Source organism: Sulfuricurvum kujiense DSM 16994 (assembly GCF_000183725.1).
GTDB lineage: Bacteria > Campylobacterota > Campylobacteria > Campylobacterales > Sulfurimonadaceae > Sulfuricurvum > Sulfuricurvum kujiense.
On the sequence record NC_014762.1, the window covers coordinates 441,454 to 468,156 of the forward strand.

Genomic DNA, 26,703 nt, shown 5'->3' on the forward strand with positions numbered 1-26,703 from the left:
ATTTGCAGCAATTAATGAGTCTCTAATGCCTTTATCCCTGATTGATTCCGCCGACCATATCGTTTTGGTAGCACATAAAAATCCCGATGCCGATTCGCTCGGTGCGGCGTGTGCTTTTTACTCCTATTTACTTCGGAGCCAAAAGAAAATAACCCTTTTTTGTGCTTCATCCGCAGTCAATCCCAATCTCGCTTTTTTGCCGTGGTTTGAGAAAATAACCGACCGTTTTCCTGACAATGCCGACTGTATCATCAGCTTTGACTGCGGAAGCTACGGCCGTCTAGGGATTGAGAAAGAGCTGCCGCTTATCAATATTGACCACCATGCGAGTAACGATTTTTACGGTACCCACAATCTTGTTAATACACATGCGATAAGTACCACCGAAGTACTGTACGATTATTTTGTTGCCAACGGTATAAAAATCAATGGTAAAATGGCACTTTCGCTTTACGCGGGACTGCTCGATGATTCTAAATGTTTTAGCGCTTCCGAATGCAGTGCCAAAACATTTTCGATGGCACACGCTTTGATAGAGCTGGGTGCTGACCATGCGGTATGTACGGAATGGCTGTATCGTCGAGGTTCGCTTGCTTCATTGCGGGTACGCGGAAGTCTCTTTAAGCAGATGAAACTTGTGCTTGATGGGCAATTGGCTGTATTTGAAATCCCTTTTGTATTATTGGAAGAGACTGGAGCCAGTGTAGCCGAGTGCAAGAGTGCTATGGATGAAGCACTGGGAATGCGCAGTGTTAAAGCCGCATTGATGGTTGTCCATTTTCCCGGCAAGGGGATAAAGCTCTCGCTACGAACCAACGGTACCGTAAATGCTGCGGCAATTATGGCGGAATTCGGCGGAGGCGGGCATGTTAAGCGTGCCGGAACGTATCTAAAACAAGAAAATTATGATGAGCTGATCCAAACGATGATGGTGAAGATAACAAAGGAGTTGGTGTGAGAAGAGGCCGAAAGAATTCGGGAATAGTCGGATGGATATTAGTAGCAGCGGTTTTGGCCGCTTTAGGATTTATGGCATTTTCGCCGGTGTTTGAACGGGATGATCCGAAAGTGACCCTTAGTCAAGAGGGGTATTGGAATTTTCAAGATCCTATTCATGTCAATGTGGAAGATGTAAGCGGATTAAAATCTTACAAAGCGACGATTTCAACGCCTCACGACGAGTGGGTCGTTGTGGATGAAAATAATCCGTCGCATGAGATAAAAAAATCATTTGATATCCGTCCGCCAAAAGGGGTACGCAGAGTAGATTCAAATTCGATTGTTTTAAAAATCGAAGCAACGGATAACAGCTTGTGGGGCCTTTTTATGGGGAACACTTTTAAACAAGAGTATACCCTTGTGATCGATCAGCGCCGTCCGGTCCTCTCTATCATTGCAAACTCGTATAAAATTCAAAAAGGGGGATCGGCAATTGTCATTTTTAAAGCGGAAGACGCCAATTTGGAGAGCCTGAAAATTCAAACCAATTTTGGGAAAACGTTTATTGCCCAACCGTTTATGAAAGAGGGATATTACGCTTCACTGGTTGCATGGCCGGTACAGGAAGCTTCGTTTTCCGCAACGGTCGTAGCACGTGATAAAGCGGGAAATGAAGTGCGAAATGCTATTCCTTTACGCCTCAAAGACCATGTTTACCGTGTTTCCAATATCGAACTCAGCGATCAGTTCTTGGACGGTAAAATTGCCGAACTGGCAAACACCTATGAACAGACGGCGGGGGTGGATGACCGGTTGGAACAGTTTCGAATTATCAACGAAAAAGTACGTGCCGATAATGAAAAAATTATCCATGGGATTACCTCGAAAGTATCCAAGAACATGATTACGGACTTTAATCCCGTACCGTTTTATCCGTTGGTAAACGGCCAAAAAGTAGCCGATTTCGGAGATCACCGTATTTATAGCTATAAAGGGCAGGAAAACGTCTCTCAAGCCTACCATATGGGATTGGATCTCGCAAGTGTCGCGATGGGGCCGATAACATCGTCCAACGGCGGGAAAGTGGTGTTTTCACAACCTAACGGGATTTACGGAAATCTGCCGATCATTGATCACGGATTCGGATTGTATACCCTTTATGGCCACTGTTCGGAAGTTCATGTGCAGGAGGGGGATACCGCCGCAATAGCACAAGAAATAGCAAAAACCGGATTAAGCGGTTACGCGATGGGAGATCACCTTCATTTCGGAATTTTGGTTCAGGGGATTGAAGTACGTCCCGAAGAGTGGATGGACAGCAAGTGGATAGCCGATAACATCACCAGCGTTATCGATAACGCCAAGGCTATTATTAACCAACACTGAAATTCGGTATAATTTCAGGATAATGTAGAAGAGCGAGGGAAGCACTCATATGATGCAGACAACGATTGGAAAAAGTGTTGAACTCGTAGGTATCGGTTTGCACCGGGGCTCCCCTGTAAAATTGCGCCTTGAACCCTTGGGGGTCAACAGCGGTATCGTTTTTTACCGCAGCGACGCGGGGGTATCGATTCCGTTAATCCCCGCGAATGTCGTTGATACGAAAATGGCGACCGTCATCGGACGTGAGGGAGTTACCATTTCGACGATTGAGCACATGCTCTCGGCGATTTATGCGTACGGTATCGATAATCTCCGGGTGATCGTGGATGCGGATGAAATTCCCGTAATGGACGGTTCTTCTATGAGTTTTTGTATGCTTCTCGAAGAAGCGGGAGTCGTTGCTCAGGATACACCGAAAAAAATTATGCGGATCAAAAAAGAGGTGATTGTCCAAGAGGGGGATAAATACGTAAAATTGATCCCCTCCAACGGCATGAATTACGATTTTACGATTAAGTTTTCGCATCCGGTTATCGATAAACAAAGTTACGTACTCGCATTTACGAAAGAGAATTACAAAAAAGAGATTGCGCGCGCGCGAACATTCGGGTTTGTCCATGAAGTACAATACCTTCGATCCAAAGGACTCGCATTGGGCGGAAGTTTGGAAAATGCGGTCGTATTGGATGATAAAAAAGTCCTCAATCCTGAAGGGCTCCGGTTCGGTGATGAGTTTGTCCGTCATAAAATCCTAGATGCAATCGGCGATATGTCGTTGATCGGGATGAATTTTATCGGTAATTACGAAGCGTATGCCGGCAGTCACGACCTTAATCATAAATTGACCCTTGCATTGCTCAAAGATCCGGCAAATTACGAAGTTGTCGAACTCGCCAGTGCGGAATCGAAAGAGTTGGCAAAAGCGTATGCATGACGCACTCGTCATTGCACTGAGCTCTCCCATCCTTATCGGCATCTACAAGGATGGCGTTTTGGTCGAAGAGATTAGAGAGGACGGAATGAGCTCGGATGTTCTGGCGGAGATTTTCGAGTCATTGCTGAAACGTTATACGTTTAGAACGTTTATATACGCCAAAGGTCCCGGAAGTTTTATGGGGATCAAAGTTACTTACTTGTTCCTCAAAACGTTAAGCATTACGTTAAAAATCCCCCTTTTGGCAACAGATGCTTTCTTTTTTAACCAAAATAGCCCCATCAAAGCAGTTGGAAAGCTCTATTTTGTTAAAAATAGGACAACAATTGAGCTGGAACCGATCGAATCACCTGAGTTGATCGCTTTTAGTCTTCCCGAAAATATCGATTTAAAAAAATTTGATTCGGACACTCTCCCTTATTATGGGATAGATGCCGTAGGATAAGGAAATTATTTGTTCGTTAGTGTACCCGCAACGAGTGCTAATTTAGGACCCGGATTTGATTCATTGGGACTTGCCGTTGATCTTCGTAACCAGGTAGAATTGGTTCCGTCACGATTTTTTGCCGTTTCCATTAAAGGGGAGGGGGAGAATAATCCCCGTCTCAAAGGGAACAATCTGTTCGTCAGTATCTTCAACGAACATTATCGCCGCCTCACCCAAAAACGGCAAAATTTCAAATTTACGTTTTACAACCAAATACCGATGTCTCGCGGGCTAGGAAGCTCATCTGCCGTCATCGTCAGTGCCATAAGCTGTGCTCATGAAGCCGCAGGGGTCAAAGTCTCAAAACGCCGTATCCTCAATCATGCTTTGGTTTATGAGTCCCATCCCGATAATATTACTCCGGCGGTCATGGGGGGATTTAATGCGGCAATGGTAGAGAAACAAAAGGTATTTTCACAGCAAAAACACCTTCCCGATTATCTCAAGGCGGTCGTCGTTATCCCGAATAAGCCGATCTCAACCGCGAAATCACGTACAACCCTTCCAAAGTCGTACAGCAAAGAGAATGCGGTATTCAACCTTTCCCACACTGCGGTAACGGTTGGAGCATTTTTTAACGAAGACTGGGAGATGCTCCGTTTGGCTACCCAAGACCGGTTCCATCAAAAAGTACGGATGAAAATGTTGCCTGAACTGTTTGCCGTTCAAAAAATGGCGTACGACAACGGTGCTTTGATGTCTACTCTCTCAGGGAGCGGATCGACTTTTTTCAATATGGTGTATGACCAGGATGCCAAAATGTTGGCCGATAAATTCAAAGCGGAATTTAGTGATTTCGAGATTAAAATTTTAGGCTTTGACAATGACGGTTTGGTTGTCGAACGATAACTAAGAAAGTATTGGATATAATGGCGCAAAAGTTACATCAGCCTATACGCATGTGCGTGGTTTGTCGCGAGCGCTTTGCGCAAGTCGGACTTTTGCGACTTCAATGCCGAAACGGGAAGTTAGAGCCCTACGGCAAGGAAGGAAGAAGTTTTTATATGTGCAGGTCTTGTATCGAGCATAAGAAAACTCCGGGGCAGTTGTCCCGTCAATGCAAGAGCGGTGCGACGGTAGAGCTAATGAATCGGTTAAAGGAGATCATCGTTAATGATGGATAAAGTTAGAGTTCATGAAATAGCCAAAGAGCTTGGTATTAATTCAAAAGAGGTAGTGGACAAAGCGGCTGCAATGGGGCTTAATGTGAAAACTGCCTCGAGTTCGGTTTCGATCGAAGAAGCCGAGCAAATCATGAACTATATCATGAGCGGAGCATCTACAGAAACCGCAGCGCCAAAGCCTACCTCTAAAGCTGCCCCGGCTGAAGAAACTCCGGCTGTTACCGTTCCTCCTAAAACAGAGCATGCACCTGTAGCGGCAGCGGTTTCCGAAGTTAAAGATGAACCGTCGGAAGAAGCGCCGGCAGATATTGAAGCACCGAAGCGTTCAGGATTGAAGATTGTCAAGAAAAAACGTCCTCAAGAAGAGGAATTTGTCGCTCCGGTACGCCAAGAGAGTATTGCTGTGTCGAGCTACGGAAAATTAAGCGAGCAGGCACAACGCGAATTGGAAGCCAAACGTGCGAAAAAAGCGCAAAGCAGTAATGCCCCGGTTCAGAAAAAAGATCAAGGGGTTCGCCTTGATATCTTCGGCGGCGGAATTTCCGATATCTCAATGGACTACGAAGAAGATCAGGTTGTACTGATGGACTTCAACGATTTGGGTGGCAAAGTAGAGCCTGAAGAAGAACAAAAGCCGAAAGAGAAAAAACCGATCGGTCGCAATGCGGGCAAAAAACAGGGAGCTAACCGCAATAAACCGCGTCAGGTTTCCCGTGAAGCGCGTAAAAAATATACCCGTGACGCGAAAGAAGACGAAGTTATCACTCACGTCGAAATTCCTGAAGATATCCGTGTGTATGAATTTGCCGATAAAGTACGCCAGCCGCTCTCCGAAGTCATCAAAATTCTTTTCAATCTCGGAATGATGGTTACCAAAAATGATTTCCTCGGAAAAGACGAAATCGAAATTTTGGCAAGTGAATTCGGTGTCGAAGTAACGACGATCGATCCGAAAGACGCATTCAATTACGAAGATTCATACGAAGAAGACAACGAAGACAGTGCGGACCTTGAAGAACGGCCTCCGGTTATCACTATCATGGGGCACGTTGACCACGGTAAAACGTCTCTCCTTGATGCGATCCGCAATGCAAAAGTCGCTCACGGCGAAGCGGGGGGAATTACCCAGCATATCGGTGCGTATTCGGTAGAGCAGCACGGGAAACTGATTACATTCCTCGATACTCCGGGGCATGAAGCGTTTAGCTCGATGCGTGCACGCGGTGCACAGCTCACCGACATTATCGTTATCGTTGTGGCTGCGGATGACGGGGTTAAACCTCAAACACGCGAATCGGTCAAACATGCCCAAGAAGCAAAAGTTCCGGTTATCGTTGCAATCAACAAAATGGACAAACCGGGTGCCAATCCGGATATGGTAAAAGCTCAGATGGCGGAGCTCGGTCTCAATCCTGTCGATTGGGGCGGAGATGTCGAGTTTGTCGGCGTATCGGCAAAAGCGATGACCGGGATCGACGAATTGTTAGAGGCGATCTTGCTTCAAGCGGAGATCATGGAGCTTAAAGCGAACCCTAACAACATGGCAAAAGCCGTCGTTGTTGAGTCTACATTGGAAAAAGGGCGCGGACCGGTTGCTACCGTCATCGTTCAAAACGGTACGTTGAAAATCGGCGACAACATCGTGTGCGGAAGCGCATACGGACGTGTCCGTGCGTTGATCAGCGATCGTAAAGCACAGCTCCAAAAAATCGGACCGAGTGAAACAGCGGTCGTTGTCGGTCTTAGCGATGTACCGCCGTCCGGTGAAATATTGATGGTTATGGAGAGCGATAAAGAAGCACGTGAATTTGCTCAAAAACGCTACGAGTACGATCGTCACCGCGAACTTTCACACAGTACGAAAACAACACTTGACGAGCTTAGCTCATTGATCGCAGAGGGGCGTTTGAAAGCTCTTAAAGTGGTTCTTAAAACGGACGTTCACGGTTCTCTTGAAGCGATCCGCTCCGCTCTTGCAGAACTTCGTAACGAAGAGGTCAAAGTTGAAGTGATCTCCAGCGGCGTCGGCGGTATTACCGAGAATGACGTTGCATTGGTAAACAACAGCGAAAACTGTATGTTGGTCGGATTTAACGTACGCCCTACGGGGAACGTCAATGCCATGGCAAAACAGATGGGGATCAAAATCAATACCTATTCGATCATTTACCAATTGATCGATGATGTTACGGCGATGTTGACCGGTATGATGGCTCCTCAATTCCGTGAAGAGAACACAGGACAAGCCGAAGTACGTGACACGTTCCCTATGCCGAAAGGCGGCGGGACAATCGCCGGATGTGTGGTTGTTGACGGTAAACTTGTACGCGGCGGAATGGTTCGCGTTATCCGTGAAGGTGTCGTTATCCATGAGGGTGACCTTACTTCGCTTCGCCGTTTCAAAGACGATGTCAAAGAGGTTACCAAAGGGTTTGATTGTGGGGTTGTCCTTAACGGATACACTGATGTCAAAGTGGGCGACGTTATCGAAACCTTTACCAAAATCGAGAAAAAAGTATCCCTGTGACACCGGCACAAATCAAAGTCAAACGGACGGAGTCGATTCTCAAAGAGTTGATTCCCGAAGCTATTTCTCAGTTGTCGGATGCGCGTGTGCGTGAAGTGGACGTCATTGATGTCCATTGCTCCCGCGGACGAAGCGATGCGAAAGTCTATCTTGACCCGCATGATTATACGCCGCAAGAGCAGGCGGCATTTCTAAAGCTGCTTGAAAAAGCGCGCCCTATTATCGAAGAGCACTGCATGAAAGATCAGGGGTGGTTTCGCAGCCCCCGTATGACCTTCGTATTTGACGATACCCTCAAACGAAGTCAAAATATTGAGGCGTTATTCGCCCAAATCGCCAAGGAGAAGAAAGATGAGTCTTGAGAGCGATATCAAAAAAATGGTCGAATCGATCGGCCTCTCTTTATACGATACGGCTGTTTTCAATGAAAACGAGAATACGATTTTTCGTGTGAGCGTTACCGCACCGGGCGGAGTGAGTCTGGATCAGTGCGTCGAAGCGACCCATCTTATCTCTCCGTTACTCGACGTTACCCCTCCTGTCGGCGGCGAATACCGTTTGGAAGTAAGCTCCCCTGGGATCGAACGCAAACTCAAAACACTCGATCATTTTGCCCAATCGGTCGGCGAGAAAGTCGTTTTTTCGACCGTGAACAAAGAAAAATTCGACGGTGAAGTGGTGTCGGTCGAAAACGAAGAGATCACGATAAAAACCAAAGAGGGAGAGACGCACACCGTCCCTTTCCGCTCTATCAGCAAGGCTAAAACCTACTTCGAGTGGTAATGAATACCACCGCTGCCATTCACGCTATGACCCTCGCTTTAAATGCGGCGTGGGAATATCAACTCCTCACTTTTCCCAATCCCGCCGTCGGTGCCGTATGTCTGAGTGATAACGGTACTGTCGTCTCTGTAGGCACTCATAAGCGCGCCGGGGGACCGCATGCGGAAGTATACGCTTTGCGCGATGCGTATACGCTTCTCTCCGGCGATACGACGATAGCGGGTTGTGATGATTCACACCGCATACACGATTATCTTCGCACCCGTCACAACGGTATCTTTCACACTGTTTCGATGGCGGTAACGCTGGAGCCGTGTTCTCACAGCGGAAAAACCCCCTCATGCGCATTGTTGATCCGAGATCTGGGAATCAAGAGAGTCTATATCAGCGTTAAAGACCCAAATCCTGCCGCTGCTGGCGGAGCTTCACTCTTAAGCGACGCCGGTGCCGAATGTGTTTTCGGCATTATGGAAGAAGAGGGGGAAAAACTCCTTGAGCCGTTTATCCGGTGGCAGAAGAGCCCTTTTGTCTTTTTCAAATGGGCTCAGCGTCTCGACGGTACCATCGATAACGGAACGATCAGCTCGCAAAGTTCTAGGGAACATATGCATGCACTGCGTGATCGGTGCGATTTGATCGTTATCGGCGGCAATACGGTACGACACGATCGCCCCACGTTGGATGCAAGGCTGGTGGACGGAAAAGCGCCGGATGTATTGATCTATTCGCAGATGGGGGAATTTGATCAGAGCATCCCTTTGTTCAGTGTACCGGATAGAAAAGTATATGTTGAGTCGTCATTGGAGCGTCTTAAGGAGTATTCACTGGTTATGATCGAAGGGGGCACATCCATGTTCCAAGCGAGCCAGAACACGTGCGACTGGTATCTGTGTTACCTTGCACCTAAGTTGGGAGGCGGATTACAGAACATGGGACCGATACAAGAGGATTTTGAGGTACTGCACGCTAAAATCACCGATAACATACTTCTTTGGATGAAGAAAAAATAGGAATGATTATGACCAAACAAGAAAAAATCGTATCGATGTTTAACGATATTGCTCCGACGTATGATCGGGCAAATCGTGTACTCAGCATGGGAGTCGATACTTTTTGGCGCCGTAAAGCGTGTGATTTGGCATTCGGATATTGCCCTTCTGAGAAAATCGATTCGATCGTGGACGTAGCATGCGGGACGGGAGATATGATGGGATACTGGAGACGTCAGGCCGAAAAGAACGGGGTGCATGTCTCAAACATCGAGGGCGTTGATCCTTCCGAGGGGATGGTCGGTGTCGGACGGGAGAAATTTCCGCAGATGTCGTTTTATATCGCTCCGGCGACCGAGCTTCCAAAGCCCGATACGACGGCTGATATCATCAGTATTTCCTACGGAATCCGCAACGTCGTTGAACGTCAAGCGGGATTACGCGAATTTAACCGTGTTCTCAAACCGGGAGGATTGGTCGTCATTTTGGAATTTATGAAAAATGAAAATCCCTCTATGCTCGGAAAAGTGCGTGATTGGTACATGAACAACGTCCTTCCCCGCATCGGCGGATTGATCTCGAACAATTACGAGGCATACCGTTACCTTCCCGATTCGATCGAAGGGTTCTTGACGGTGGCTAAAATGAAACAGGAACTCGAAGAAGCGGGGTTTGAGATGCTCTATAGCAAAAGTTTCTCGATGGATATTTCGACCTTGATGATTGCCCGTAAAAAGTAATACCATGGCCTCTACACTCAGTGTCTCCTCTTTAAACGAGCAGATCAAGACCCTTTTAGAGACCTCCTTTGAATTTGTCAGCGTCGAGGGGGAACTCTCCCGCGTCACCAAACACGGCAGCGGACACATCTATTTTACCCTCAAAGACAACGAATCAGCGATCAAATGTGTCATGTTCAAAGGCAACGCTAGCCGGCTAAAGTTCTCCCTCGAAGAGGGGGCGCATGTTATTTTGCACGGGGCACTTTCACTCTACAAGCCGCGCGGCGAGTATCAGATCAACGCCTTTAGTGCCGAACCTTACGGTGCGGGGGCATTGGCGGTGGCATTCGAGCAGCTGAAGCAAAAATTGGAAGCAAAAGGGTACTTTGACCCGACACGTAAAAAACCTTTCCCGAAATTTCCTCAAACAGTTGTATTGGTCACTTCGGCAACGGGGGCGGCATTGCAGGATATGCAGCGCGTCGCGACGCAGCGATGGCCGCTGGTCAAACTTATCGTTTTGGACGTTCTGGTTCAGGGGCCAAGCGCTTCAGGGCAAATAGCCGATGCTCTCCGCACTGCCGATACATTACATGCGGATGCGGTCGTCGTCGGTCGGGGCGGCGGAAGTATCGAGGATTTGTGGGCGTTTAACGAAGAGATCGTTGCGGATGCGTTGTATGCAATGAAAACTCCGACAATTTCGGCAGTGGGACATGAGATCGACTGGGTGATCAGCGATTACGTGGCCGATATGCGTGCTCCGACACCGAGTGCGGCGATGCAGATGCTTCTTCCCGATCAAAACGAGCTCTCTCAAAGTATCGATGAGATCCGATACGGTGCATACGGGATGATAACTCAGAGGCTGGAGCGCAAACGTGAACAGCTCCTATCGATGCAGGAAGCGTTTAAACGTCACGGGGTAGAGCATCGATTGGAAGTTCAGCAAGAGCTGATCAAAGAGCTAAGAGAGCGGTTAAATCGACAAATGACGCAACGGTTAGAGCAAAGCAGACGGGAGATTATTCCGCTGATGGAGAGGTTGAGCCAAAACATCGAATCAATACTGCGGCAAAAACAGTTTATGATTACTCAGCTCAGCGAAGGATTTAATGCCAATCATCCGAAGAATAAAAACAAAAGCGGATTCGCCCAAATTGCCCGTGAGGGGAAAGTGATCGATTTGGACGCGCTCAGTGTCGGGGATCGGTTTGAAGCGATGAATGATAAGCGGGTTGTGCGGGCTGAAGTGGTGGAGATTGTGTCAATTAATGTGGATTGATACAACCCTCTCGATTTGACTATTTTGAGTGTACAATATCACTATAAAATCAATACAATTGAATGAGATGACAAAAAACGAAATTCTTGAAATACTCAAAACTCTAAAGCCCCGTTATGAACAAGACGGCTTGATCCTCGTCGGCTTATTCGGCAGTTTCTCGCGCGGTGAAGAGAAGAGTGATAGCGATGTCGATATTGTCTATGAGATTGAAAAAGGGAAAACCTTTTCAATGTTTAAATATCTCAAATACCTCGCTGATCTTGAAAAATATCTCAATCACAAAGTAGATTTAGTCAGAGCCGAAACCATCAAAAGTGATTTAAAACCTTATATCTACAAGGACATGATTTATGTCTAGGGATTGGAAATTTTATCTCAGAGATATTCTCGCCGAGTGTCAGAATATCCGAAAGTTTACGGCCAACATCACGTTTGAAGAATTTACAGAGAATACTGAAAAAGTGTATGCGACGGCAAAAGCATTTGAAAATATCGGTGAAGCGGTCAAGCAGATACCCAAAGAGATACAAGATGAGTATAGCAGTGTGCCGTGGAGCGAAATTGCCAAAATGAGAGATGTGTTAACGCACCATTATTTTGGATTGGATGATAAAGTGCTTTGGGATACTCTGGCTGATGATTTTATTATGTTTGAAGAGGTCGTTGAAGAAATAGCGAAAAAGTATTTGGATTAAATAGCTGGATTCCCGCGTAGGCGGGAATTTCATAAGAGGTTCTTGTACCCTTTGGATGTGACGAAGAAAATTATTTCAATGTAATGGGCGGAAAATAGAGGTGAGCCAGTGTGGCTCCCTCTGCCGCAAAGCGCTTGAAAAATCGGTCCATCGGGTCTTCTTTGTTCCAAGTCGGATCTTTTACTTTACTGAGTTCTTCTACCCGTTTTTTGGCATCGTATTCGACGCCGATACTATCGACCAGTCCTGCTTTTTTAGCTTGCAATGCGGTAAAAATGTGGGCATCGGCGTATTCTCCGCTTCTCAGCGGATCCAGTTTTCGTGCACGTGCGACATCCACGACGAACATAGAATAGGTTCCGTCGATCACTTTATTGAGTTCCGCACGCTCAGCCGCACTCCACTCCCTGTCAAACGTCCCTACCTGTTTGTAGGTTCCCGCATGAACGACTTGGGTTTTAACCCCCACTTTTTCCATCAGTCCCGAGATATCGGCACCCTCCATAATGACACCGATGGATCCGATCATACTGCCGGGATTGGCGATGATCTCATTTCCCCAGATACCGGAATAATAGCCGCCGCTAGCCATTATCCCCGCAGCATAAACGACCGTCGGCTTTGTTTCGCTGAGACGCTTGATCGCGTACGCGATTTCTACCGAGGGGGCAACCGCACCGCCGGGGGAATCGATACTGAAGAGTACCCCTTTGATACCGTCATTTTCGCGTGCTTCGTCAATCTGTGCGACGATTGGAGTTGCATCCAAAATAGGACCGCTCAAGGCTATTTTTTGGAGATTGTGGGGAGTGATTCCGTTTTCGCTCGAGGGGATTATAAGCCACAGTACAATGAGAACCAGTACCGTCGCTTTGAAATGTTCTTGAATAAATTTCAGCCCTCTCGCCAGACATGAACCGATCTTTTTGACAAATTCAATCATTTAACTCTCTCCCCCTCAATATAGATCGATTCGATGATGCCCTTCTGGTTGATCAGATGGAGCGGCAGTTGCCCGTTAATGGGATAATTGACCCTCATAACGAGGATATCCGCATCGTAACCTGACATGATTTTACCACAATTGAGTTTCAATGCCGCAGCCGCTAGGGATGTGACTCCTCTCCAGAGCTTCTGAGAGAGGGAAAGAAGATCATCGTGAGGGTGCATAAAGAGGGCAATTTTCATCTCTTCGAACAGATCGAGGGTATAGTTGGAGCTAAGCCCGTCGGTTCCGCAAAGCAAGGGGATATTTTTATCTTCGAGAGGTTTCAGATCGAGTACCCCGTTTCCGAGCAGGCGGTTGGAGATGGGGCAGTGGATAATACTGTGTCCGTTTTGGGCGATTACAGAGAGCTCATCGTGGGATGCTTGAACCGCATGGGTAAAGAGGGTAGGAATTTCTTTAAAATAACTCAAAAACTCTTCTGCCGTATTGGCGGCTCGGGTCTGTTTTAAAAAGTTTTCAAAGAAAGGACGGAACGGTCCGCTATCGGTATCGAGCCATTCCCGCTCAGCCGGACTCTCCATAAAATGTGCCGTTACGCGCAGATCCTTTTCTTTTGCGTGTTTGAGCGCTTTTTGAATCAGAATCCGGTGGACGGAGTAGGGGGAGTGGATCGCGATCGAAGGGTAAAATCCACTGCGTTTCAGCTCTTGAGAAGCAAAAAGGCGCTCTTGAAAATTGGCGTACAGCGCATCAGCCATGGCGGGATCAGAGCCGATGAGTTCGTTGAAATAGACCACTTTTTGGCTAGCTTTGAAGCACGGATCCAAATCAAACCCGTACGAACTGACCGCTCCGAATGCCGTGATACCGTTGGAAAGCATCATTTCAACGGCACGTGTCGTGCATTCATCGTCACATTCATTGATTAATTCATCGCGTGAGGCGATAACGCTGGAGAGCCACGGCATAAATTCACCGTAGGTCAGGGTGGTGCGGTTGGCACTGAACTCTAGATGAACATGGGCATTCACAAGTCCCGGGAGGATTACGGAGCCTTCGCCTAGTTCGACGCATTGTGCGCCGTAGCGGGAACGAAGTTCATCGTTGGAGGAGACTTCGATAATGGTTTTGTCAAACACGATACCGTGATTGCGGTAAATGGTTCCGTCGGTAAAAATAGCGTCAGCCAATAGGATTTTCATATTGTATATTTCCAAAAGTATCAGAGTTTGATGAGCGTTAGAATTGTATCATAGGGAATATAACCATTACACTTTTCAGAAATAGAATGAAATTTTTTAATATTGCTGAAGAAATAGGCAGAAAAACGGTTCAAATAAAACCTATTGAAAGTGTATTGCGTTATAATATTTTAATATGTGTTGAGAAGAAAGGTACAGATTGAAAATACTTGTTGTCGATGACTCTAAACTAGCACGTTTATTTCTTATTAAAACATTAAAAGAATTAGAACCGACTGCTGCTATTTTAGAAGCGGAAAACGGTCTCATTGCCGTTGAATTATTTAAAGCGGAAAAGCCGAGTGCTGTTTTTTTGGATTTGACGATGCCGGTAATGGACGGTTACGAAGCGTTAAAAGAGATTATTAAAATTGATCCGAACGCACAGGTTGTAATCGTATCGGCGGACATTCAGGCACAGGCACAATCTACAGTTTTGGAGTCGGGTGCAAAAATGATGATTCCAAAACCGATTAACAGCGAAAAGATGTTGTCTATACTGCAACAGCTTTCTATATAAAGAGTAAATAATGCAGCAAAACGGGTTTACAGACGATCATCTCGATATGCTCCGGGAGCTGATGAATATCGCTATGGGGAATGCGACGGCGAGTATCGCCGATTTATTGGAAGCGTTCGGCAAAATGCATATTCCTCAGATTCTGATCAGCGATATGGAAGGGTTGGCCAGTTATATTCAACAAACAATATCCGACGATCAGCGCAATTATGTGACGAAACAGTTGTTCGGAGGGATGTTCAGCGGAGAGTTTTTATTTGTGATTTCGGAAGAGTCCGCATTGCATCTTGGACACCATCTTTATGACGTCGACAACCCGTCTGATGGGGACATACTGGATGCGGTAATTGAACTGACCAATATCCTCAGTGCGACGATAATCAGCCGTTTGACGGAAGAGCTGAATACGAAAGTACAGTTTTTTGTCCCTTCGACGGAACTGATTGACGGCAATGCTCTGATCAGTCAAGAAGATATTATGAATTATCACCGAATCATAATTATCAGTACGCAGATGGAATTTGAACATCAAAATATTAACGGACATATTTTCATCCTTACGAAAGACGGGATGATCGAAAGTTTAAAAGCCCTAATTGATCGCAAACTCGAAGAGCTGTACGCCTAATGGTTACGATCCCTTATCCTAACGTTCTCCTTGATGCCCTTGAAATAGGCGTTATGATCATTGATGAGAATTTTGAAGTCCGTTACTGGAATCAATGGCTGGAGATCAATACATCGCATTCGGCATCGGAAATGATCGGTAAAAACCTGCGCGATTTTTATCCGCAGATCGACTACAAGGTACTTGCGAGAAAAATACGGACAACGTTACGATTAGAGTCCCCGACTTTTTACGACGCATCGGTACAAAACCGTTTTATCGAAATACCCCGGACGAAAATTACGACCTCTCTGCTAATGAATATGCAGCTACAGGTGACGATCTCTCCGTATATCGTAGAAGACGGGATGGTGATGGTATCAATTTACGATATCAGCGATTTGCATGAGTTGAAGCTAACCCTCCAATCCCAAATGAAAAAAATCTCTGAACTCAACAGCGAACTGCATAGAGATAAAATGATTATCGATGCCAATCTTTTGATTGTCAAAATGGATGAAGAGTGTAAAATCATTGAAGCGACGACAGCATTTTTGGATTTTTTCGGTTATCAGCCGGAAAGTGTAGTCGGAAACTACCTTCCTCGAATATTCGGGGAAGTTTCGGTTGATTTTGATACGATTCAGATTTGCGATGCGATCGCGCGCCATCAGAAATCTTCAGGCGAAGTCAAAGCAGTCCTGGCTTCGGGTGAAGAAGTGTGGTTCGACACCGTTGTAACCCCTTTGAATGATGATGAGAGCGATACATTGTCTTATACCGTCATTTTTCACGATATCAGCGATAAAAAAAGGATAGAACTCCTCTCTATAACCGATCCGTTGACAAAACTGTTTAATCGCCATAAGTTTAATGAAGTGTTTGAAAATATGGTTCTTCGGCGCCACTGGGATGAGCATCGGACCTTCGGTCTTATTATTGCCGATGTCGACCATTTTAAACGGGTGAACGATACATTCGGACATCAAAGCGGAGATAGGGTTTTGATTGAAGTTGCGCATATCTTTTCTCAGACGATACGGACGGGAGATATATTGGCACGCTGGGGCGGGGAAGAATTCGTATGTCTTTTGCCGGATGTCGATCGGGAAAAAGCGCTTTATGTCGCTGAAAAACTCCGGTTGGCGGTAGAACAGCTCCATTTTCCTGATGTGGGAACGGTCACCTCTTCCTTCGGCGTGACGATTTTTGCTTCGGGAGATACGCAGGAGAGCATGATGCACAGAGCGGATTTATCGCTGTACAAAGCGAAAGAAAACGGACGAAACCGAGTTGAATATCTTTAAGCGATCGTGAAATTTAGTTCCTTATAATATAGAACCCCTTATAATCTATACCTTAAAACAGAAATCAAGGTTTATCAATGAAAATAGTCGTCATCCAAGGGCCGAATCTCAACATGTTAAGGGTTCGGGAACAGCAAGTATACGGACCGATGCGTTTAGAACAAATCCATGCGCAGATGAAAGAGTTTGCAGCACAAAACGGTGTTGATATCGAGTTTTACCAAAGCAATCTGGAAGGTGAAATCGTAGACCGCATCCAGGAGTGCTACGGCGATGCGGACGGTATTATCATCAATCCGGCGGCGTATACTCACACTTCCATCGCCATTCGCGATGCAATCAGTGCCGTCAGTCTTCCGACGATCGAAGTTCATATCAGCAATATTTATCGCCGTGAAGAGTTCCGTCAAAAAAGCATGACGGCTCCGGTATGTACGTCGTCGATCATCGGTTTCGGTCCTTTCGGATACCATTTGGCAATGATGGGGATGTTGCAGATTCTCAGCGAAATCAATGCAATGCGTCAAGCCCAGCAAGGTACTGTTGAAGAGTAAGCGATGCCTTTACGCCGTGTTCTCGATGAGAAGCACTCTATTTCAATCGACCGTTATTTCCCCAAAACGCTTCAGGGGGGAGGCGGTTATCGTTACCGCGTCCTTCTAGGGGTTGGGGGAAATATCGGAGATGTCAAACGGCGGATGAACCATTTGTGGTTTTATATTCGTCGATTGAGTCTTATGAAGATCGTTCGAAGCGGCGTAATTCTCCGTAATCCCCCTTTCGGATATACGGAGCAACACGATTTTGAGAATACCGTTATCGAAATCGCGACATCACTGGAACCCAGAGCACTGTTACGGCTGATTTGGCGGATAGAAAAACGTTTTGGGCGGCGTCGCAGTTTTGCGAATGCGCCGAGGACGTTAGACTTGGATATACTATTCTTTGAGAAACGATCCATTCGGAGCAAAGAGTTGACAATTCCCCATCCTCATTGGAATGAGCGGATCAGTGTGACGATTCCGCTAGGAAGCTTGGCTCATAAGAGCACACGGAGACACTATGAAAATTTTGACATTTAGCGGTGCCACTCCTGCCGAAGCGCTCAAAAAAGCGCAGTTGGAGGTAGGCGAAGAAGCGATGTTGATCGAAACACGTGAAGTACAAAAGAAATCACTCGGGAAAAGTGCTTTGTACGAGATCGTTGTCGGCGTTGAAGAGAATGCCGCTCCTGCTCCAAAATCAAAGGCTCCGAGTGATGAGCCGTTTATGAAGCAGCGTCCGTTGGCACAAAAAAGCAGCGATGTCCTTTATAATATTTCCGCCGCCGCAAAACAGATATCCAAAATTGCTGAAGTGACGGAAGAAGAGCGCCCCTCCCGCCAAACTCCCGTTAGAGAGAGTGAAGATCTAAAACGGATTAAAGAGGAGATAGAAAAGCTCGGCGATAAAGTCAAACTGATCCAAAATATGTTTTGGTCGGAAAAATCACCCAAAACAACCGCGGCTATCCCCCCTGAATTTGCCGAGATTTACCGCCTTGCCCAGCAAAGCGGAATGGACCAGGAACATCTCGATGAGATCATGCACCTCACACTGGAGCATATGCCCTCTAAAATGAGAGAGAGCTCTGAAACCGTCAAGCGCTATTTTCAAGTGTTGATGCGTAAAATGATCCCCGTGCGTCTAGAGAGTGCTCCACGGCCGGGGAGCAAAAAAGTGATCATGCTTGTAGGCCCTACGGGAGTCGGAAAAACAACGTCGATTGCCAAACTGGCTGCACGTTTTTCGTATCTTTTGGAGAAAAAATACAAAGTAGGCCTTGTGGTTCTGGATACCTATCGTATCGGAGCGGTAGAACAGCTGATGCAATATGCCCGTATGATGAAACTCGGGATTGAGACGGTCGTGGACCCGCCGGAATTTTCGAGTGCTTTGAACGCATTGCGTTACAGTGATTATATTTTAATCGATACAATGGGATCGTCTCCGTACGATAAAGGGAAAATAGAAAAAATCTACGAATGTCTGCGAGACAACAATACAGATTATACGGTGGATGTCGTATTAGTGATGCCAAGCTCGATCAAGTACGATGATCTTAAAGCTACTTACGAAAATTTTGCTCCGCTCGGGATAGACACGATGATGTTTACAAAACTGGACGAAACCAGAGGTTTCGGAAATATTTTCTCCCTCGTGTACGAAACGAAAGTTCCGATCAGCTATTTTTCGGTCGGACAGGAAGTTCCTGAGGATTTGGTTGTAGCGACATCTGACTTTTTGGTGGATTGTTTGATGAACGGATTTAACAGAGGTGAGAGTGCATGAACCACCAAGCTTCCAAACTCGAAGCACTTGTAAATCAAAACCGAAACGCCACGGCTAAAAAAACCCGCTTTATTGCGATTACCAGCGGGAAGGGGGGAGTCGGGAAAAGTACGATCAGCTCGAACATGGCGTTTGTCATGGCAAAATACGGGCTGAAAGTAGGGATATTCGACGCCGATATCGGCCTTGCCAATCTCGATGTGATGTTTAACGTCAAAATCAAAAAAAATATTTTGCATGTCTTAAAAGGGGAAGCGACCGTCGAAGAGATTTTGGTTCCGATCGAGCCGAATTTGGTCCTGATCCCCGGTGAAAGCGGCGAAGAGATTTTTAAATACGCATCAGGGGGATTGTTCGAGCGGTTTATGGACCAGGCCAATGTTCTGGATGATCTGGATGTGATGATTATCGACACGGGTGCGGGAATCGGAGAACATATCCAGCTTTTTTTACGGGCGTGCGATGACGTCATTGTCGTGACGGTGCCCGATCCCGCAGCAATTACCGATGCGTATGCGACGATTAAGATTACTTCAAAGCTGCGTGATGAAATAAATGTTATCATGAACCAAGTCCGATCTATGAAAGAGGCCGAAGCATTATTTGAAAAAATCAATAAAGTAGCGCAGGCCAATATCGGCGGTGCTTTAAAATTGAGTTATTTAGGGCAGATCTCGAATGATCCGAAAATTTCTACGAGTGTTAAAAAAAGAGCCCTTTTTTCTCGTGATTTTCCGACCGCGACACCGACCAATGAAATCGAGGTAATAGTTAAGCGTATCGCGAAAAAACTGGAACGCAATGTGCTAGTAGATCCCAAAGAAAGCGGATTAGGTGGGCTGTTTAAGCGTCTGATGGAACATTTTTGATTCGCCGTACATTTACGGCAATGAGAAAGACTGCTTTTTTGGACAGACGGCTACGATAAGGATAAAAAGGGATGAGGGGTTCGAATTTTGTCTATTTTCTAACAATACAGGGGTTTTTTGTCGGTATTGTTTTTGGAATACTGCAATCGGATTCTGCTGAGAATTTTTTGGGATGGGTCATTTTGATTAGTCTCTTTTTTTACCTTTTCGCCCATTTGTGTGTCGGGTTCTTTTTCCAGTCATTGGGAGTCAAGGCGCATAGCTTTCCGAAAAAAGCGCATGAGCATAATCTCGATTTCTTTGTACGTGAAATCAATAAGCGCGAGCAGTTTATCGACGCTTTTTATACGCATAAATCAGAGTTGCTGGATGATCAGGGACGGGGGAAAGGATGAGCGGTACCAATGCCTATACGCAAGAGCTGAAACACCGTGAAGACCAATTGGCTATCCAGTTTCTTCCGGCCGTTAAAGCGATGTCGTTTCGCTTGAAAGAACGGCTTCCCAGTTCGGTCGATTATATGGATTTGTGCGCCATCGGAACGGAAGAGTTGGTGAAACTGGCACGCCGCTATGATGAGAGCCAAAACGATTCGTTTTGGGGCTATGCCAAAACACGTGTTTACGGAGCAATGCTCGATTACCTAAGATCACTCGATATGGTCAGCCGTTCCAGCCGCCGATTAATCAAAGAGATCGATCACGCGATTGAGGTCTATATGGCCGATCATGATGACGAACCCAGTGACAGTGAGCTTTCCGTTATTTTGGGAATCGAAGAAGATAAAGTGCGCGAAGCGCGTATCGCATCGGATATCTATACGGTCTTGCCGTTGGATGATCAGCTCGGGACCCCTGAAGAGGGGGGAATGTTGGAGCGGATGGAACATGAAGATCTGATCGAAGCGATTCAAGAGGTACTGATGACCTTTGAGGAGCGCGAACAGATTATTATCCAGCTCTATTATTTTGAAGAACTCACCCTCAAAGAGATCAGTGAGATCGTCAATATTACCGAATCGAGGATTTCACAAATTCACAAATCGGTCATTCGTCGAATTAAAGAAGCGGTAGGAGGGCAGTAATGGCAGATATATTATCCCAAGAAGAGATTGATGCCCTTTTAGACGTAGTTGACGACGAAGGTGACGGGTTATTAGAGACGACCGAAGAATCCCTTTATCCGCAGCGACAAATTACCCTTTACGATTTCAAACGTCCTAACCGTGTCTCGAAAGAGCAGCTTCGTGCTTTTAGAGGGATTCATGACAAGATGGCCCGCTCTATCGCATCGCAGATTTCGGCGATTATGCGCTCCATCGTTGAAATTCAGCTCCATTCGGTTGACCAGATGACGTACGGTGAGTTTTTGATGTCGCTCCCGAACCCGACCAGCTTTAACGTCTTTTCGATGAAACCGCTCGAAGGGAACGGTGTTTTGGAAATTAACCCCTCCATCGCCTTCCCGATGCTGGACCGTATTCTCGGCGGAAAAGGGGAGCCTTTTGAAGCGAATCGGGAGTTTTCCGATATCGAGCTCTCCTTGTTCGAGACGATTTTACGGGTTATGATGGGGACACTCAGAGAAGCGTGGGGTCCGGTTACCGATCTCTATCCTCAGGTCGAATCGAAAGAATCCAGCCCGAACGTCGTTCAGATCGTAGCCCAAAATGAGATCGTCGTTATGGTCGTTATGGAAATCATCATCGGACACAGTTCGGGGATGATGAATATCTGTTATCCGGTTATCGCGTTGGAACCGGTACTGCCGAAGTTGGCGAGCCGTGATTTGATGCTTAATGAAACCAGTTCGAAAAAAAGCCGTAATCAGGAACTTCAGGTTCTTCTCGGGGGGGCTCATGTCAATGTTGAAGTGAACCTTGGGGAAGCGGAATTGAGTTTGCATGAATTGTTGGAATTAGGTGAGGGCGATATAATTCGTCTCAATATTCCGGCAGATGATGTCGTCAATGTCAGTGTTGACGGAAAAGATCGTTTCGTCGGTCAGATGGGGCTGCGACGATTTAGAAAATCGATACAGATTACTTCATTGATCGATACGGAAAAAGATGCGGTCAAACGTGCGCTTAAAGAGTTTGAGATGAAACGAAAAGCCCGTATCAGCGGGGTAAAAGAGATGATACGCGGACCAATAGAAGAGGAGGATGAAGATGAGTGATTTTCCCGGAGTATTTGCAACTGAAGCTGTTGCCACGATAGAGGGATTGACGGGTCAGACTCCTACGATTACACTTAAGGAGGCGGAAGAAATTTCGATCATCTCCAATGTCATCCCCCCTATTGCACAAATTCATGTGAGTTTCAGCGGGGCGGCGGCAGGACGCGGTATCGTGATGATGCCTCCTCAGCTCGCGACAGCGCTCGGAGACATGATGCTCGGCGGTGATGGGGAAGCTCAGGATACGATGTCGGATGAGGATATGGATGCGGCAAAAGAGATCGTTTCCAATATCGTCGGGGCGATGAGCACCACATTGGCATCCCAAAAAGAGCTTCCGAAGTTTACGATTAAGCCCGAACGTGCGGAATTTATTCCCGAAAGCGGAGAAGTCAATCTTGACGGGTATGCGAAAATGTTCGTTTTCACCTTTGCGCTGGGGCATATCAATTCATTAATGATGCTGGCGATAGACTCAACGATCAATGAAGCATTGACGGGAGAAAAAGCGGCTCCTGCACCTGCGAGCAACAGCAGTAATATTTTTGATGCTCCTTCTTCTTCCGTACCGGCCGTTAAACTGGATGAAGGAGAGATGAAAAATATCGGTTTGATTATGGGGGTAAAGCTTCCGGTGCGGGTTCGGATCGGAAAGAAAAAAATGCTTCTCAAAGATGTCCTCAGCATGGATATCGGTTCGGTAATCGAGCTGAATCAGCTTGCCAATGATCCGCTTGACATTTTAGTGGATGATCATGTCATTGCACAGGGTGAAGTTGTTATCGTGGATGGAAATTTCGGTGTTCAAATCACCTCTATCGGAACCAAGCGAGATCGATTGAATAAATTAAAAGGATAAGAATGGCGCGTCGACATGGCAAAACAAAAGAGTACGAAAGCAGCCGCTATGTCAAAGATATCAAATCAGCGGATGTTTGGAGTGTTTTTAAAATAATTGCCGATTTTGTCCAGGGATTTGATGAATTAGGAGATTTAGGACCTTCAGTAACCATTTTCGGAAGTGCCCGTTTGGATGAAAATCATCCGTACTACACCCAAGCGATGACATTGGCAAATATGCTTGGAGAGAAGGGGTATAACGTTATTACCGGCGGAGGACCGGGGATTATGGAAGCGGCAAATCGCGGAGCGTATGAGGTCGAAACCGTAGAGTCGATAGGGCTTAATATCGAACTGGCTACCGAACAGCAACCCAACCCTTATATTACCAAAGGGCAGAGTTTTGACTACTTTTTTTCCCGAAAAGTAATGCTCGTTAAATACTCGATGGCGTATGTTATTTTTCCCGGAGGGTTCGGGACACTCGATGAAATGTTTGAAGCGTTGACTTTGATTCAAACCCGTAAAGTATGGGGCGTCCGTTTATTCGTCGTAGGGACGGAGTTTTATGCTCCGTTATTACAATTTATCGAAGATAAAATGTTGGCTGAGGGGATGATCGACGATAAAGACGTTCAACTTATCAATTTGACAGATGATTTGGACTTTGTTGTCCGAGAGATTGAAAAATCGCTTATATCTCAAATACATACAATGGAGAAAGAGGGGCTGACCGATACGAAGTATTATAAAGCGTTGACTTCCCATGTGGATGAAACACACTCTTATGCAGGACAAGGAAGCAGTTAGTGGGTAAAAAAGTACTGATCGGGATGAGCGGCGGGGTTGATTCGACCGTTTCGACATTGTTGCTCAAAGAACAAGGGTATGACGTGGAGGGAGTCTATATGAAACTTCACTCCAAGCCCGGCTATCATGAGATTCATCAGGCCCGCGCGCAGAGGGCGGCGGATTTTGCCGGAGTAAAACTCCATATCCTTGACCTTCAAGAAGAGTTTAACGCAAAAGTTTTTACTCCGTTTATCGAAACGTACAAAGAGGGAAAAACCCCGAATCCGTGTGCATTATGCAACCGTAACATCAAATTCGGCGCGATGGTTGCCTATGCGGATTCGATCGGTGCCGATTATGTGGCAACGGGACACTACATCCGGCATGACGGACAGTATCTTCTCCAGGCACACGATGATACGAAAGATCAAAGCTATTTTCTCTTCTACATCGATCCGGCACTGGTTCCGAGATTGCTGTTTCCGTTGGGAGAACGCCATAAAAGCGATATCAAAGCCTATGCCGCAGGAATAGAGGGGTTGGAGTCGTTTGCGTCGCAAAGCGAATCGAGCGAAATATGTTTTGTTGAAACAACCTACATGGATGTATTAAAGCCCTATGTTCCCGTCGATCAAGAGGGAGAAGTCCTTAACCTTGAAGGCAAAGTCGTCGGCAAACACAAAGGGTACATGCACTATACGATCGGAAAACGTAAAGGGTTCAGCGTCCACGGCGCACACGACCCCCATTTTGTCGTCGAGATCAAACCCGAAATAAATCAAATCGTCGTAGGGACACGTGAAGATTTGGAGTGCCATCGTGTCGAATTGGAACGGGTGAATATGTTTGATTCCCGCACCGAGTTCGAATGTGACGTAAAACTCCGCTATCGTACTACGGCCGTGCGCTGTAGTGTTAAAATCGACGGTGACCATGCAACGGTTGAGTTGCATGAACCGGTATTGGGCGTTGCCTCCGGACAGGCGGGTGTCTTTTACGATGGAGAAAAGTTACTCGGCGGCGGGTGGATCGTTTAGAATTTAAACAAAAGCCCTCTTACCACACCAAGAGCAAGGTCGCGTGCAGAAGTGCACGGGCGAACCGCCAGCGATTTGGTGAGAGGGCGATTTTCTTTTGTTTCTTTTCTTATGAAAAAGAAAAGAAAGAGAAGATACAAGGATAAAATATGACATCCAAAAAGAAAATTGTTGCAGCCGGGATCATCGGCAACGTCATAGAATACTACGATTTCGCCCTTATCGGTTTTTTGGCCGTGATGATGGGGAACCTCTTTTTCCCCTCGCATGACCCTTTCCTCTCCTTATTAGGTTCTTTCGGTGCCTTTGCCGCAGGGATGATTATGCGTCCGGTCGGCGCATTGATTTTCGGACACATCGGTGATCGTGTCAGTCGGCGTACGGCATTGATGAGCTCGCTTTTGATGATGGCGCTCCCTACCTTTCTTATCGGTTTTTTGCCGACGTATGCGCAAATCGGGATTTTGGCTCCGATCCTTTTGGTATTGCTTCGTATGATCCAGGGACTCTCCGTCGGAGGAGAATACGCCAGCTCCATCGTCTATTTGGTTGAGCAGTCCGCACCGGATCATCAGAATCTCTACGGCTCGTTTGTCTCCGTCGGAGCTAAAATCGGAATGGCGTTGGGATCGGGATTTTGCGGGGCCTTGTTGTGGTATATCGGTGGCGATGCGATGGGTGAATGGGGTTGGAGAATACCGTTTTGGGCGAGTATTATTATTGCGGCAGCGGGGCTTTACCTGCGACGTAATCTAACCGATGATTATAGACCGAGTGAAGACAAAACCGTTCCGATCGTTGCCATTTTACGCCATCATCGCCGTGAGTTTTGGCAGTTTTTGACCATTGCATCGGCAATATGGGTATTTTACTATACCGTCTTTATTTATCTTCCCATCTGGCTAGAGGGGAGCGCGGGACTCAGCAAAGCCGAAGCGGGGCAGATTAATACTCTCTCTATTGTTGTCGGTGTAGTATTTATCCCGTTGATGGCTATGGTTGCGGATGTCATAGGTTCGCTTCGTCTGATGCGCTTAACCTCTATAACCCTCGCGATAAGCGTTTATCCTCTCTTTTATTGGATGAGCATCGGAGGTTTTTGGGGTGCATTGGCGGGGACGATCGGACTGGTAATTTTGCTTTGTGCGTTTCAGGCTCCCATCTTTGCTTCGACGGTGAATGCCCTGCATTATCACGGCTATCGCGCATCGTTTACAGCGGTAATATTAGGGAGTGCCGCAGGGATAGTAGGCGGAATTACACCTGCTCTTATGACATCCATCACAGAGTATAGCGGCAACCCTTTCGCCCCCTCTTATCTTATTGCGGCCGCTTCGCTGATGGGGGGGTGGGGTATTCTTAGAAATGTACGGGCTTGAAGAGCGATTTCATTAAGGGATAGTCCATCATTTTCCCCGGATTGCTTTCTCCATTGATGTTGACGATTTTGAGGCGTCCGTAGCCGTTATTGAAATCATTGGCCAAATCATAGACAACACCGACGATGGTGAGTTTTCCGCTCTCCACATCCCCTTTAAACTCTTTTTGTGCGTAATACACCTGTTGATTGATATTGCTGACAACGGCGGCAAGCCATTTGGCTTCCTCCGTCCCCATCATTGATGTTTTTCGTACGGCTAGTGAGAGAGAATCGAGCTCTTTGATGATGTGCGGCCCCTCGGAAGAGTAATCGCCCAGAGCCGCCTTAATCGCTCCGCAGCGCGAATGTCCGACGATGATGAGCAGCGGGGTATTGAGATGGCGTACACCGTATTCGACGCTCCCCATGTTGGAGCTGAACTGATTGCCGATATTACGGATAATAAAAAGATCATTTTCAGCCGTTGCGTCGAGGGCAGCACTTTGAAAACGGGAATCCGAGCATCCGATGACCGTGGCACGCGGATGTTGTCCGTTTTTCAGTTTTTCAAAGAAAGCGGAGCCCTGATGATTGACGTAATAGTCGTTTTGGGAGATGACTTCGGCGAACATCTTTTGTGCTATTTCCTGCAGCTCTTGGGTATTGGGGGCGGCATGGGCTGAAGAAGCTTCTGCTGAATTGGCCAAAAGCAGCGAACTTGAGGTGAGGGCAAAAAATTTGAGAAAGGTCCGCTTATCCATTGTACACATCCTTTATCTCTAGATAAAAGCAGTGTAC

Annotated in this window: 31 protein-coding genes; 28 read left to right on the forward strand and 3 right to left on the reverse strand. The window is 46.6% G+C overall.

Features of this window, described 5'->3' with window-relative positions:
• The first annotated feature begins 25 nt into the window (after nucleotides 1-25).
• From SULKU_RS02315 to SULKU_RS02375, 14 genes are all read left to right on the forward strand, one after another.
• Nucleotides 26-958 (forward strand): DHH family phosphoesterase, encoded by a 933-nt coding sequence (locus SULKU_RS02315; RefSeq protein ID WP_013459318.1) that lies wholly within the window; start codon nucleotides 26-28, stop codon nucleotides 956-958.
• Entirely contained in the window at nucleotides 955-2,325 is a 1,371-nt protein-coding gene (gene pgp6, locus SULKU_RS02320) for a peptidoglycan metallopeptidase Pgp6 (protein WP_013459319.1), read from the forward strand. Before SULKU_RS02315 ends, pgp6 begins: the two co-directional genes overlap by 4 nt.
• A 49-nt stretch (nucleotides 2,326-2,374) precedes the next feature.
• On the forward strand, nucleotides 2,375-3,259 hold the full coding sequence (gene lpxC, locus SULKU_RS02325; RefSeq protein WP_013459320.1) for a UDP-3-O-acyl-N-acetylglucosamine deacetylase: 885 nt from the start codon (nucleotides 2,375-2,377) through the stop codon (nucleotides 3,257-3,259).
• Nucleotides 3,252-3,704 (forward strand): hypothetical protein, encoded by a 453-nt coding sequence (locus SULKU_RS02330; protein WP_013459321.1) that lies wholly within the window; start codon nucleotides 3,252-3,254, stop codon nucleotides 3,702-3,704. Before lpxC ends, SULKU_RS02330 begins: the two co-directional genes overlap by 8 nt.
• 9 nt (nucleotides 3,705-3,713) lie before the next feature.
• A complete protein-coding gene (gene thrB / locus SULKU_RS02335) occupies nucleotides 3,714-4,595 on the forward strand; it encodes a homoserine kinase (RefSeq protein ID WP_013459322.1) in 882 nt (293 codons plus the stop codon).
• A 50-nt stretch (nucleotides 4,596-4,645) separates the two neighbouring features.
• On the forward strand, nucleotides 4,646-4,870 hold the full coding sequence (locus SULKU_RS14680) for a DUF448 domain-containing protein (protein WP_245535158.1): 225 nt from the start codon (nucleotides 4,646-4,648) through the stop codon (nucleotides 4,868-4,870).
• Nucleotides 4,863-7,397, forward strand: a complete 2,535-nt coding sequence (infB, locus tag SULKU_RS02340) for a translation initiation factor IF-2 (RefSeq protein WP_172633613.1) — start codon at nucleotides 4,863-4,865, stop codon at nucleotides 7,395-7,397. The genes SULKU_RS14680 and infB overlap by 8 nt, the downstream gene beginning before the upstream one ends.
• The gene (gene rbfA / locus SULKU_RS02345) at nucleotides 7,394-7,759 is read left to right on the forward strand and encodes a 30S ribosome-binding factor RbfA (RefSeq protein ID WP_013459325.1); all 366 of its coding nucleotides are present in this window, start codon (nucleotides 7,394-7,396) and stop codon (nucleotides 7,757-7,759) included. Before infB ends, rbfA begins: the two co-directional genes overlap by 4 nt.
• Complete coding sequence (locus tag SULKU_RS02350) at nucleotides 7,749-8,180, forward strand: LSm family protein (RefSeq protein ID WP_013459326.1); 432 nt, start codon at nucleotides 7,749-7,751, stop codon at nucleotides 8,178-8,180. Before rbfA ends, SULKU_RS02350 begins: the two co-directional genes overlap by 11 nt.
• On the forward strand, nucleotides 8,180-9,190 hold the full coding sequence (gene ribD, locus SULKU_RS02355) for a bifunctional diaminohydroxyphosphoribosylaminopyrimidine deaminase/5-amino-6-(5-phosphoribosylamino)uracil reductase RibD (protein WP_013459327.1): 1,011 nt from the start codon (nucleotides 8,180-8,182) through the stop codon (nucleotides 9,188-9,190). The genes SULKU_RS02350 and ribD overlap by 1 nt, the downstream gene beginning before the upstream one ends.
• An 8-nt stretch (nucleotides 9,191-9,198) precedes the next feature.
• Nucleotides 9,199-9,909 (forward strand): bifunctional demethylmenaquinone methyltransferase/2-methoxy-6-polyprenyl-1,4-benzoquinol methylase UbiE, encoded by a 711-nt coding sequence (ubiE, locus tag SULKU_RS02360; protein ID WP_013459328.1) that lies wholly within the window; start codon nucleotides 9,199-9,201, stop codon nucleotides 9,907-9,909.
• Nucleotides 9,910-9,913: 4 nt separating this feature from the next.
• Nucleotides 9,914-11,176: an exodeoxyribonuclease VII large subunit gene (gene xseA, locus SULKU_RS02365; RefSeq protein WP_013459329.1), complete on the forward strand. Its 1,263-nt coding sequence runs from the start codon at nucleotides 9,914-9,916 to the stop codon at nucleotides 11,174-11,176.
• A 67-nt stretch (nucleotides 11,177-11,243) separates the two neighbouring features.
• The gene (locus SULKU_RS02370) at nucleotides 11,244-11,537 is read left to right on the forward strand and encodes a nucleotidyltransferase family protein (RefSeq protein ID WP_013459330.1); all 294 of its coding nucleotides are present in this window, start codon (nucleotides 11,244-11,246) and stop codon (nucleotides 11,535-11,537) included.
• Nucleotides 11,530-11,874, forward strand: coding sequence for a HepT-like ribonuclease domain-containing protein (locus SULKU_RS02375; RefSeq protein WP_013459331.1), 345 nt, complete (start codon nucleotides 11,530-11,532; stop codon nucleotides 11,872-11,874). The genes SULKU_RS02370 and SULKU_RS02375 overlap by 8 nt, the downstream gene beginning before the upstream one ends.
• A gap of 70 nt (nucleotides 11,875-11,944) precedes the next feature.
• Here SULKU_RS02375 and sppA read toward each other — a convergent pair whose 3' ends face one another.
• Both sppA and mqnF read right to left on the reverse strand, forming a co-directional pair.
• Entirely contained in the window at nucleotides 11,945-12,817 is an 873-nt protein-coding gene (gene sppA / locus SULKU_RS02380) for a signal peptide peptidase SppA (RefSeq protein ID WP_013459332.1), read from the reverse strand.
• On the reverse strand, nucleotides 12,814-14,025 hold the full coding sequence (gene mqnF / locus SULKU_RS02385) for an aminofutalosine deaminase family hydrolase (protein ID WP_013459333.1): 1,212 nt from the start codon (nucleotides 14,023-14,025) through the stop codon (nucleotides 12,814-12,816). The genes sppA and mqnF overlap by 4 nt, the downstream gene beginning before the upstream one ends.
• Nucleotides 14,026-14,224: 199 nt before the next feature.
• Between mqnF and SULKU_RS02390 the strand changes: the two genes are divergently transcribed.
• The 14 genes from SULKU_RS02390 to SULKU_RS02455 all read left to right on the forward strand — a co-directional run bounded on the left by SULKU_RS02390 (nucleotide 14,225) and on the right by SULKU_RS02455 (nucleotide 25,924).
• Nucleotides 14,225-14,584: a response regulator gene (locus SULKU_RS02390; protein WP_013459334.1), complete on the forward strand. Its 360-nt coding sequence runs from the start codon at nucleotides 14,225-14,227 to the stop codon at nucleotides 14,582-14,584.
• A gap of 10 nt (nucleotides 14,585-14,594) precedes the next feature.
• Complete coding sequence (locus tag SULKU_RS02395) at nucleotides 14,595-15,212, forward strand: chemotaxis protein CheX (protein ID WP_013459335.1); 618 nt, start codon at nucleotides 14,595-14,597, stop codon at nucleotides 15,210-15,212.
• The gene (locus SULKU_RS02400) at nucleotides 15,212-16,498 is read left to right on the forward strand and encodes a sensor domain-containing diguanylate cyclase (RefSeq protein ID WP_013459336.1); all 1,287 of its coding nucleotides are present in this window, start codon (nucleotides 15,212-15,214) and stop codon (nucleotides 16,496-16,498) included. Before SULKU_RS02395 ends, SULKU_RS02400 begins: the two co-directional genes overlap by 1 nt.
• 77 nt (nucleotides 16,499-16,575) lie before the next feature.
• Nucleotides 16,576-17,052 (forward strand): type II 3-dehydroquinate dehydratase, encoded by a 477-nt coding sequence (gene aroQ / locus SULKU_RS02405; protein WP_013459337.1) that lies wholly within the window; start codon nucleotides 16,576-16,578, stop codon nucleotides 17,050-17,052.
• Between the two features lie 3 nt (nucleotides 17,053-17,055).
• A complete protein-coding gene (gene folK / locus SULKU_RS02410) occupies nucleotides 17,056-17,580 on the forward strand; it encodes a 2-amino-4-hydroxy-6-hydroxymethyldihydropteridine diphosphokinase (protein ID WP_013459338.1) in 525 nt (174 codons plus the stop codon).
• Nucleotides 17,561-18,829: a flagellar biosynthesis GTPase FlhF gene (gene flhF, locus SULKU_RS02415; RefSeq protein ID WP_013459339.1), complete on the forward strand. Its 1,269-nt coding sequence runs from the start codon at nucleotides 17,561-17,563 to the stop codon at nucleotides 18,827-18,829. The genes folK and flhF overlap by 20 nt, the downstream gene beginning before the upstream one ends.
• A complete protein-coding gene (locus tag SULKU_RS02420) occupies nucleotides 18,826-19,698 on the forward strand; it encodes a P-loop NTPase (RefSeq protein ID WP_013459340.1) in 873 nt (290 codons plus the stop codon). Before flhF ends, SULKU_RS02420 begins: the two co-directional genes overlap by 4 nt.
• A gap of 71 nt (nucleotides 19,699-19,769) precedes the next feature.
• Nucleotides 19,770-20,093, forward strand: a complete 324-nt coding sequence (locus SULKU_RS02425) for a hypothetical protein (protein WP_013459341.1) — start codon at nucleotides 19,770-19,772, stop codon at nucleotides 20,091-20,093.
• On the forward strand, nucleotides 20,090-20,782 hold the full coding sequence (locus SULKU_RS02430; protein ID WP_013459342.1) for an RNA polymerase sigma factor FliA: 693 nt from the start codon (nucleotides 20,090-20,092) through the stop codon (nucleotides 20,780-20,782). The genes SULKU_RS02425 and SULKU_RS02430 overlap by 4 nt, the downstream gene beginning before the upstream one ends.
• A complete protein-coding gene (fliM, locus tag SULKU_RS02435; RefSeq protein ID WP_013459343.1) occupies nucleotides 20,782-21,876 on the forward strand; it encodes a flagellar motor switch protein FliM in 1,095 nt (364 codons plus the stop codon). The genes SULKU_RS02430 and fliM overlap by 1 nt, the downstream gene beginning before the upstream one ends.
• On the forward strand, nucleotides 21,869-22,735 hold the full coding sequence (fliY, locus tag SULKU_RS02440) for a flagellar motor switch protein FliY (RefSeq protein WP_013459344.1): 867 nt from the start codon (nucleotides 21,869-21,871) through the stop codon (nucleotides 22,733-22,735). The genes fliM and fliY overlap by 8 nt, the downstream gene beginning before the upstream one ends.
• 2 nt (nucleotides 22,736-22,737) lie before the next feature.
• Nucleotides 22,738-23,526, forward strand: coding sequence for an LOG family protein (locus tag SULKU_RS02445; protein WP_013459345.1), 789 nt, complete (start codon nucleotides 22,738-22,740; stop codon nucleotides 23,524-23,526).
• Nucleotides 23,526-24,545, forward strand: coding sequence for a tRNA 2-thiouridine(34) synthase MnmA (mnmA, locus tag SULKU_RS02450; protein ID WP_013459346.1), 1,020 nt, complete (start codon nucleotides 23,526-23,528; stop codon nucleotides 24,543-24,545). Before SULKU_RS02445 ends, mnmA begins: the two co-directional genes overlap by 1 nt.
• A gap of 149 nt (nucleotides 24,546-24,694) precedes the next feature.
• Nucleotides 24,695-25,924: an MFS transporter gene (locus tag SULKU_RS02455; RefSeq protein ID WP_013459347.1), complete on the forward strand. Its 1,230-nt coding sequence runs from the start codon at nucleotides 24,695-24,697 to the stop codon at nucleotides 25,922-25,924.
• On the opposite strand, the gene SULKU_RS02460 is transcribed toward SULKU_RS02455, so the two are convergent.
• On the reverse strand, nucleotides 25,905-26,666 hold the full coding sequence (locus SULKU_RS02460; RefSeq protein WP_013459348.1) for a carbonic anhydrase: 762 nt from the start codon (nucleotides 26,664-26,666) through the stop codon (nucleotides 25,905-25,907). The genes SULKU_RS02455 and SULKU_RS02460 overlap by 20 nt on opposite strands.
• Nucleotides 26,667-26,703: the final 37 nt, after the last annotated feature.

Coding starts and splice junctions, on each gene's coding strand:
- SULKU_RS02315 (WP_013459318.1), top strand. CDS start 26: ATGCCTTTATCCCTGATTGATTCCGCCGACCATATCGTTTTGGTAGCA.
- lpxC (WP_013459320.1), top strand. CDS start 2,375: ATGATGCAGACAACGATTGGAAAAAGTGTTGAACTCGTAGGTATCGGT.
- SULKU_RS02330 (WP_013459321.1), top strand. CDS start 3,252: ATGCATGACGCACTCGTCATTGCACTGAGCTCTCCCATCCTTATCGGC.
- SULKU_RS14680 (WP_245535158.1), top strand. CDS start 4,646: ATGTGCGTGGTTTGTCGCGAGCGCTTTGCGCAAGTCGGACTTTTGCGA.
- infB (WP_172633613.1), top strand. CDS start 4,863: ATGGATAAAGTTAGAGTTCATGAAATAGCCAAAGAGCTTGGTATTAAT.
- SULKU_RS02350 (WP_013459326.1), top strand. CDS start 7,749: ATGAGTCTTGAGAGCGATATCAAAAAAATGGTCGAATCGATCGGCCTC.
- ribD (WP_013459327.1), top strand. CDS start 8,180: ATGAATACCACCGCTGCCATTCACGCTATGACCCTCGCTTTAAATGCG.
- ubiE (WP_013459328.1), top strand. CDS start 9,199: ATGACCAAACAAGAAAAAATCGTATCGATGTTTAACGATATTGCTCCG.
- xseA (WP_013459329.1), top strand. CDS start 9,914: ATGGCCTCTACACTCAGTGTCTCCTCTTTAAACGAGCAGATCAAGACC.
- SULKU_RS02370 (WP_013459330.1), top strand. CDS start 11,244: ATGACAAAAAACGAAATTCTTGAAATACTCAAAACTCTAAAGCCCCGT.
- SULKU_RS02375 (WP_013459331.1), top strand. CDS start 11,530: ATGTCTAGGGATTGGAAATTTTATCTCAGAGATATTCTCGCCGAGTGT.
- sppA (WP_013459332.1), bottom strand. CDS start 12,817: ATGATTGAATTTGTCAAAAAGATCGGTTCATGTCTGGCGAGAGGGCTG.
- mqnF (WP_013459333.1), bottom strand. CDS start 14,025: ATGAAAATCCTATTGGCTGACGCTATTTTTACCGACGGAACCATTTAC.
- SULKU_RS02395 (WP_013459335.1), top strand. CDS start 14,595: ATGCAGCAAAACGGGTTTACAGACGATCATCTCGATATGCTCCGGGAG.
- SULKU_RS02400 (WP_013459336.1), top strand. CDS start 15,212: ATGGTTACGATCCCTTATCCTAACGTTCTCCTTGATGCCCTTGAAATA.
- aroQ (WP_013459337.1), top strand. CDS start 16,576: ATGAAAATAGTCGTCATCCAAGGGCCGAATCTCAACATGTTAAGGGTT.
- folK (WP_013459338.1), top strand. CDS start 17,056: ATGCCTTTACGCCGTGTTCTCGATGAGAAGCACTCTATTTCAATCGAC.
- flhF (WP_013459339.1), top strand. CDS start 17,561: ATGAAAATTTTGACATTTAGCGGTGCCACTCCTGCCGAAGCGCTCAAA.
- SULKU_RS02420 (WP_013459340.1), top strand. CDS start 18,826: ATGAACCACCAAGCTTCCAAACTCGAAGCACTTGTAAATCAAAACCGA.
- SULKU_RS02425 (WP_013459341.1), top strand. CDS start 19,770: ATGAGGGGTTCGAATTTTGTCTATTTTCTAACAATACAGGGGTTTTTT.
- SULKU_RS02430 (WP_013459342.1), top strand. CDS start 20,090: ATGAGCGGTACCAATGCCTATACGCAAGAGCTGAAACACCGTGAAGAC.
- fliM (WP_013459343.1), top strand. CDS start 20,782: ATGGCAGATATATTATCCCAAGAAGAGATTGATGCCCTTTTAGACGTA.
- fliY (WP_013459344.1), top strand. CDS start 21,869: ATGAGTGATTTTCCCGGAGTATTTGCAACTGAAGCTGTTGCCACGATA.
- SULKU_RS02445 (WP_013459345.1), top strand. CDS start 22,738: ATGGCGCGTCGACATGGCAAAACAAAAGAGTACGAAAGCAGCCGCTAT.
- SULKU_RS02455 (WP_013459347.1), top strand. CDS start 24,695: ATGACATCCAAAAAGAAAATTGTTGCAGCCGGGATCATCGGCAACGTC.
- SULKU_RS02460 (WP_013459348.1), bottom strand. CDS start 26,666: ATGGATAAGCGGACCTTTCTCAAATTTTTTGCCCTCACCTCAAGTTCG.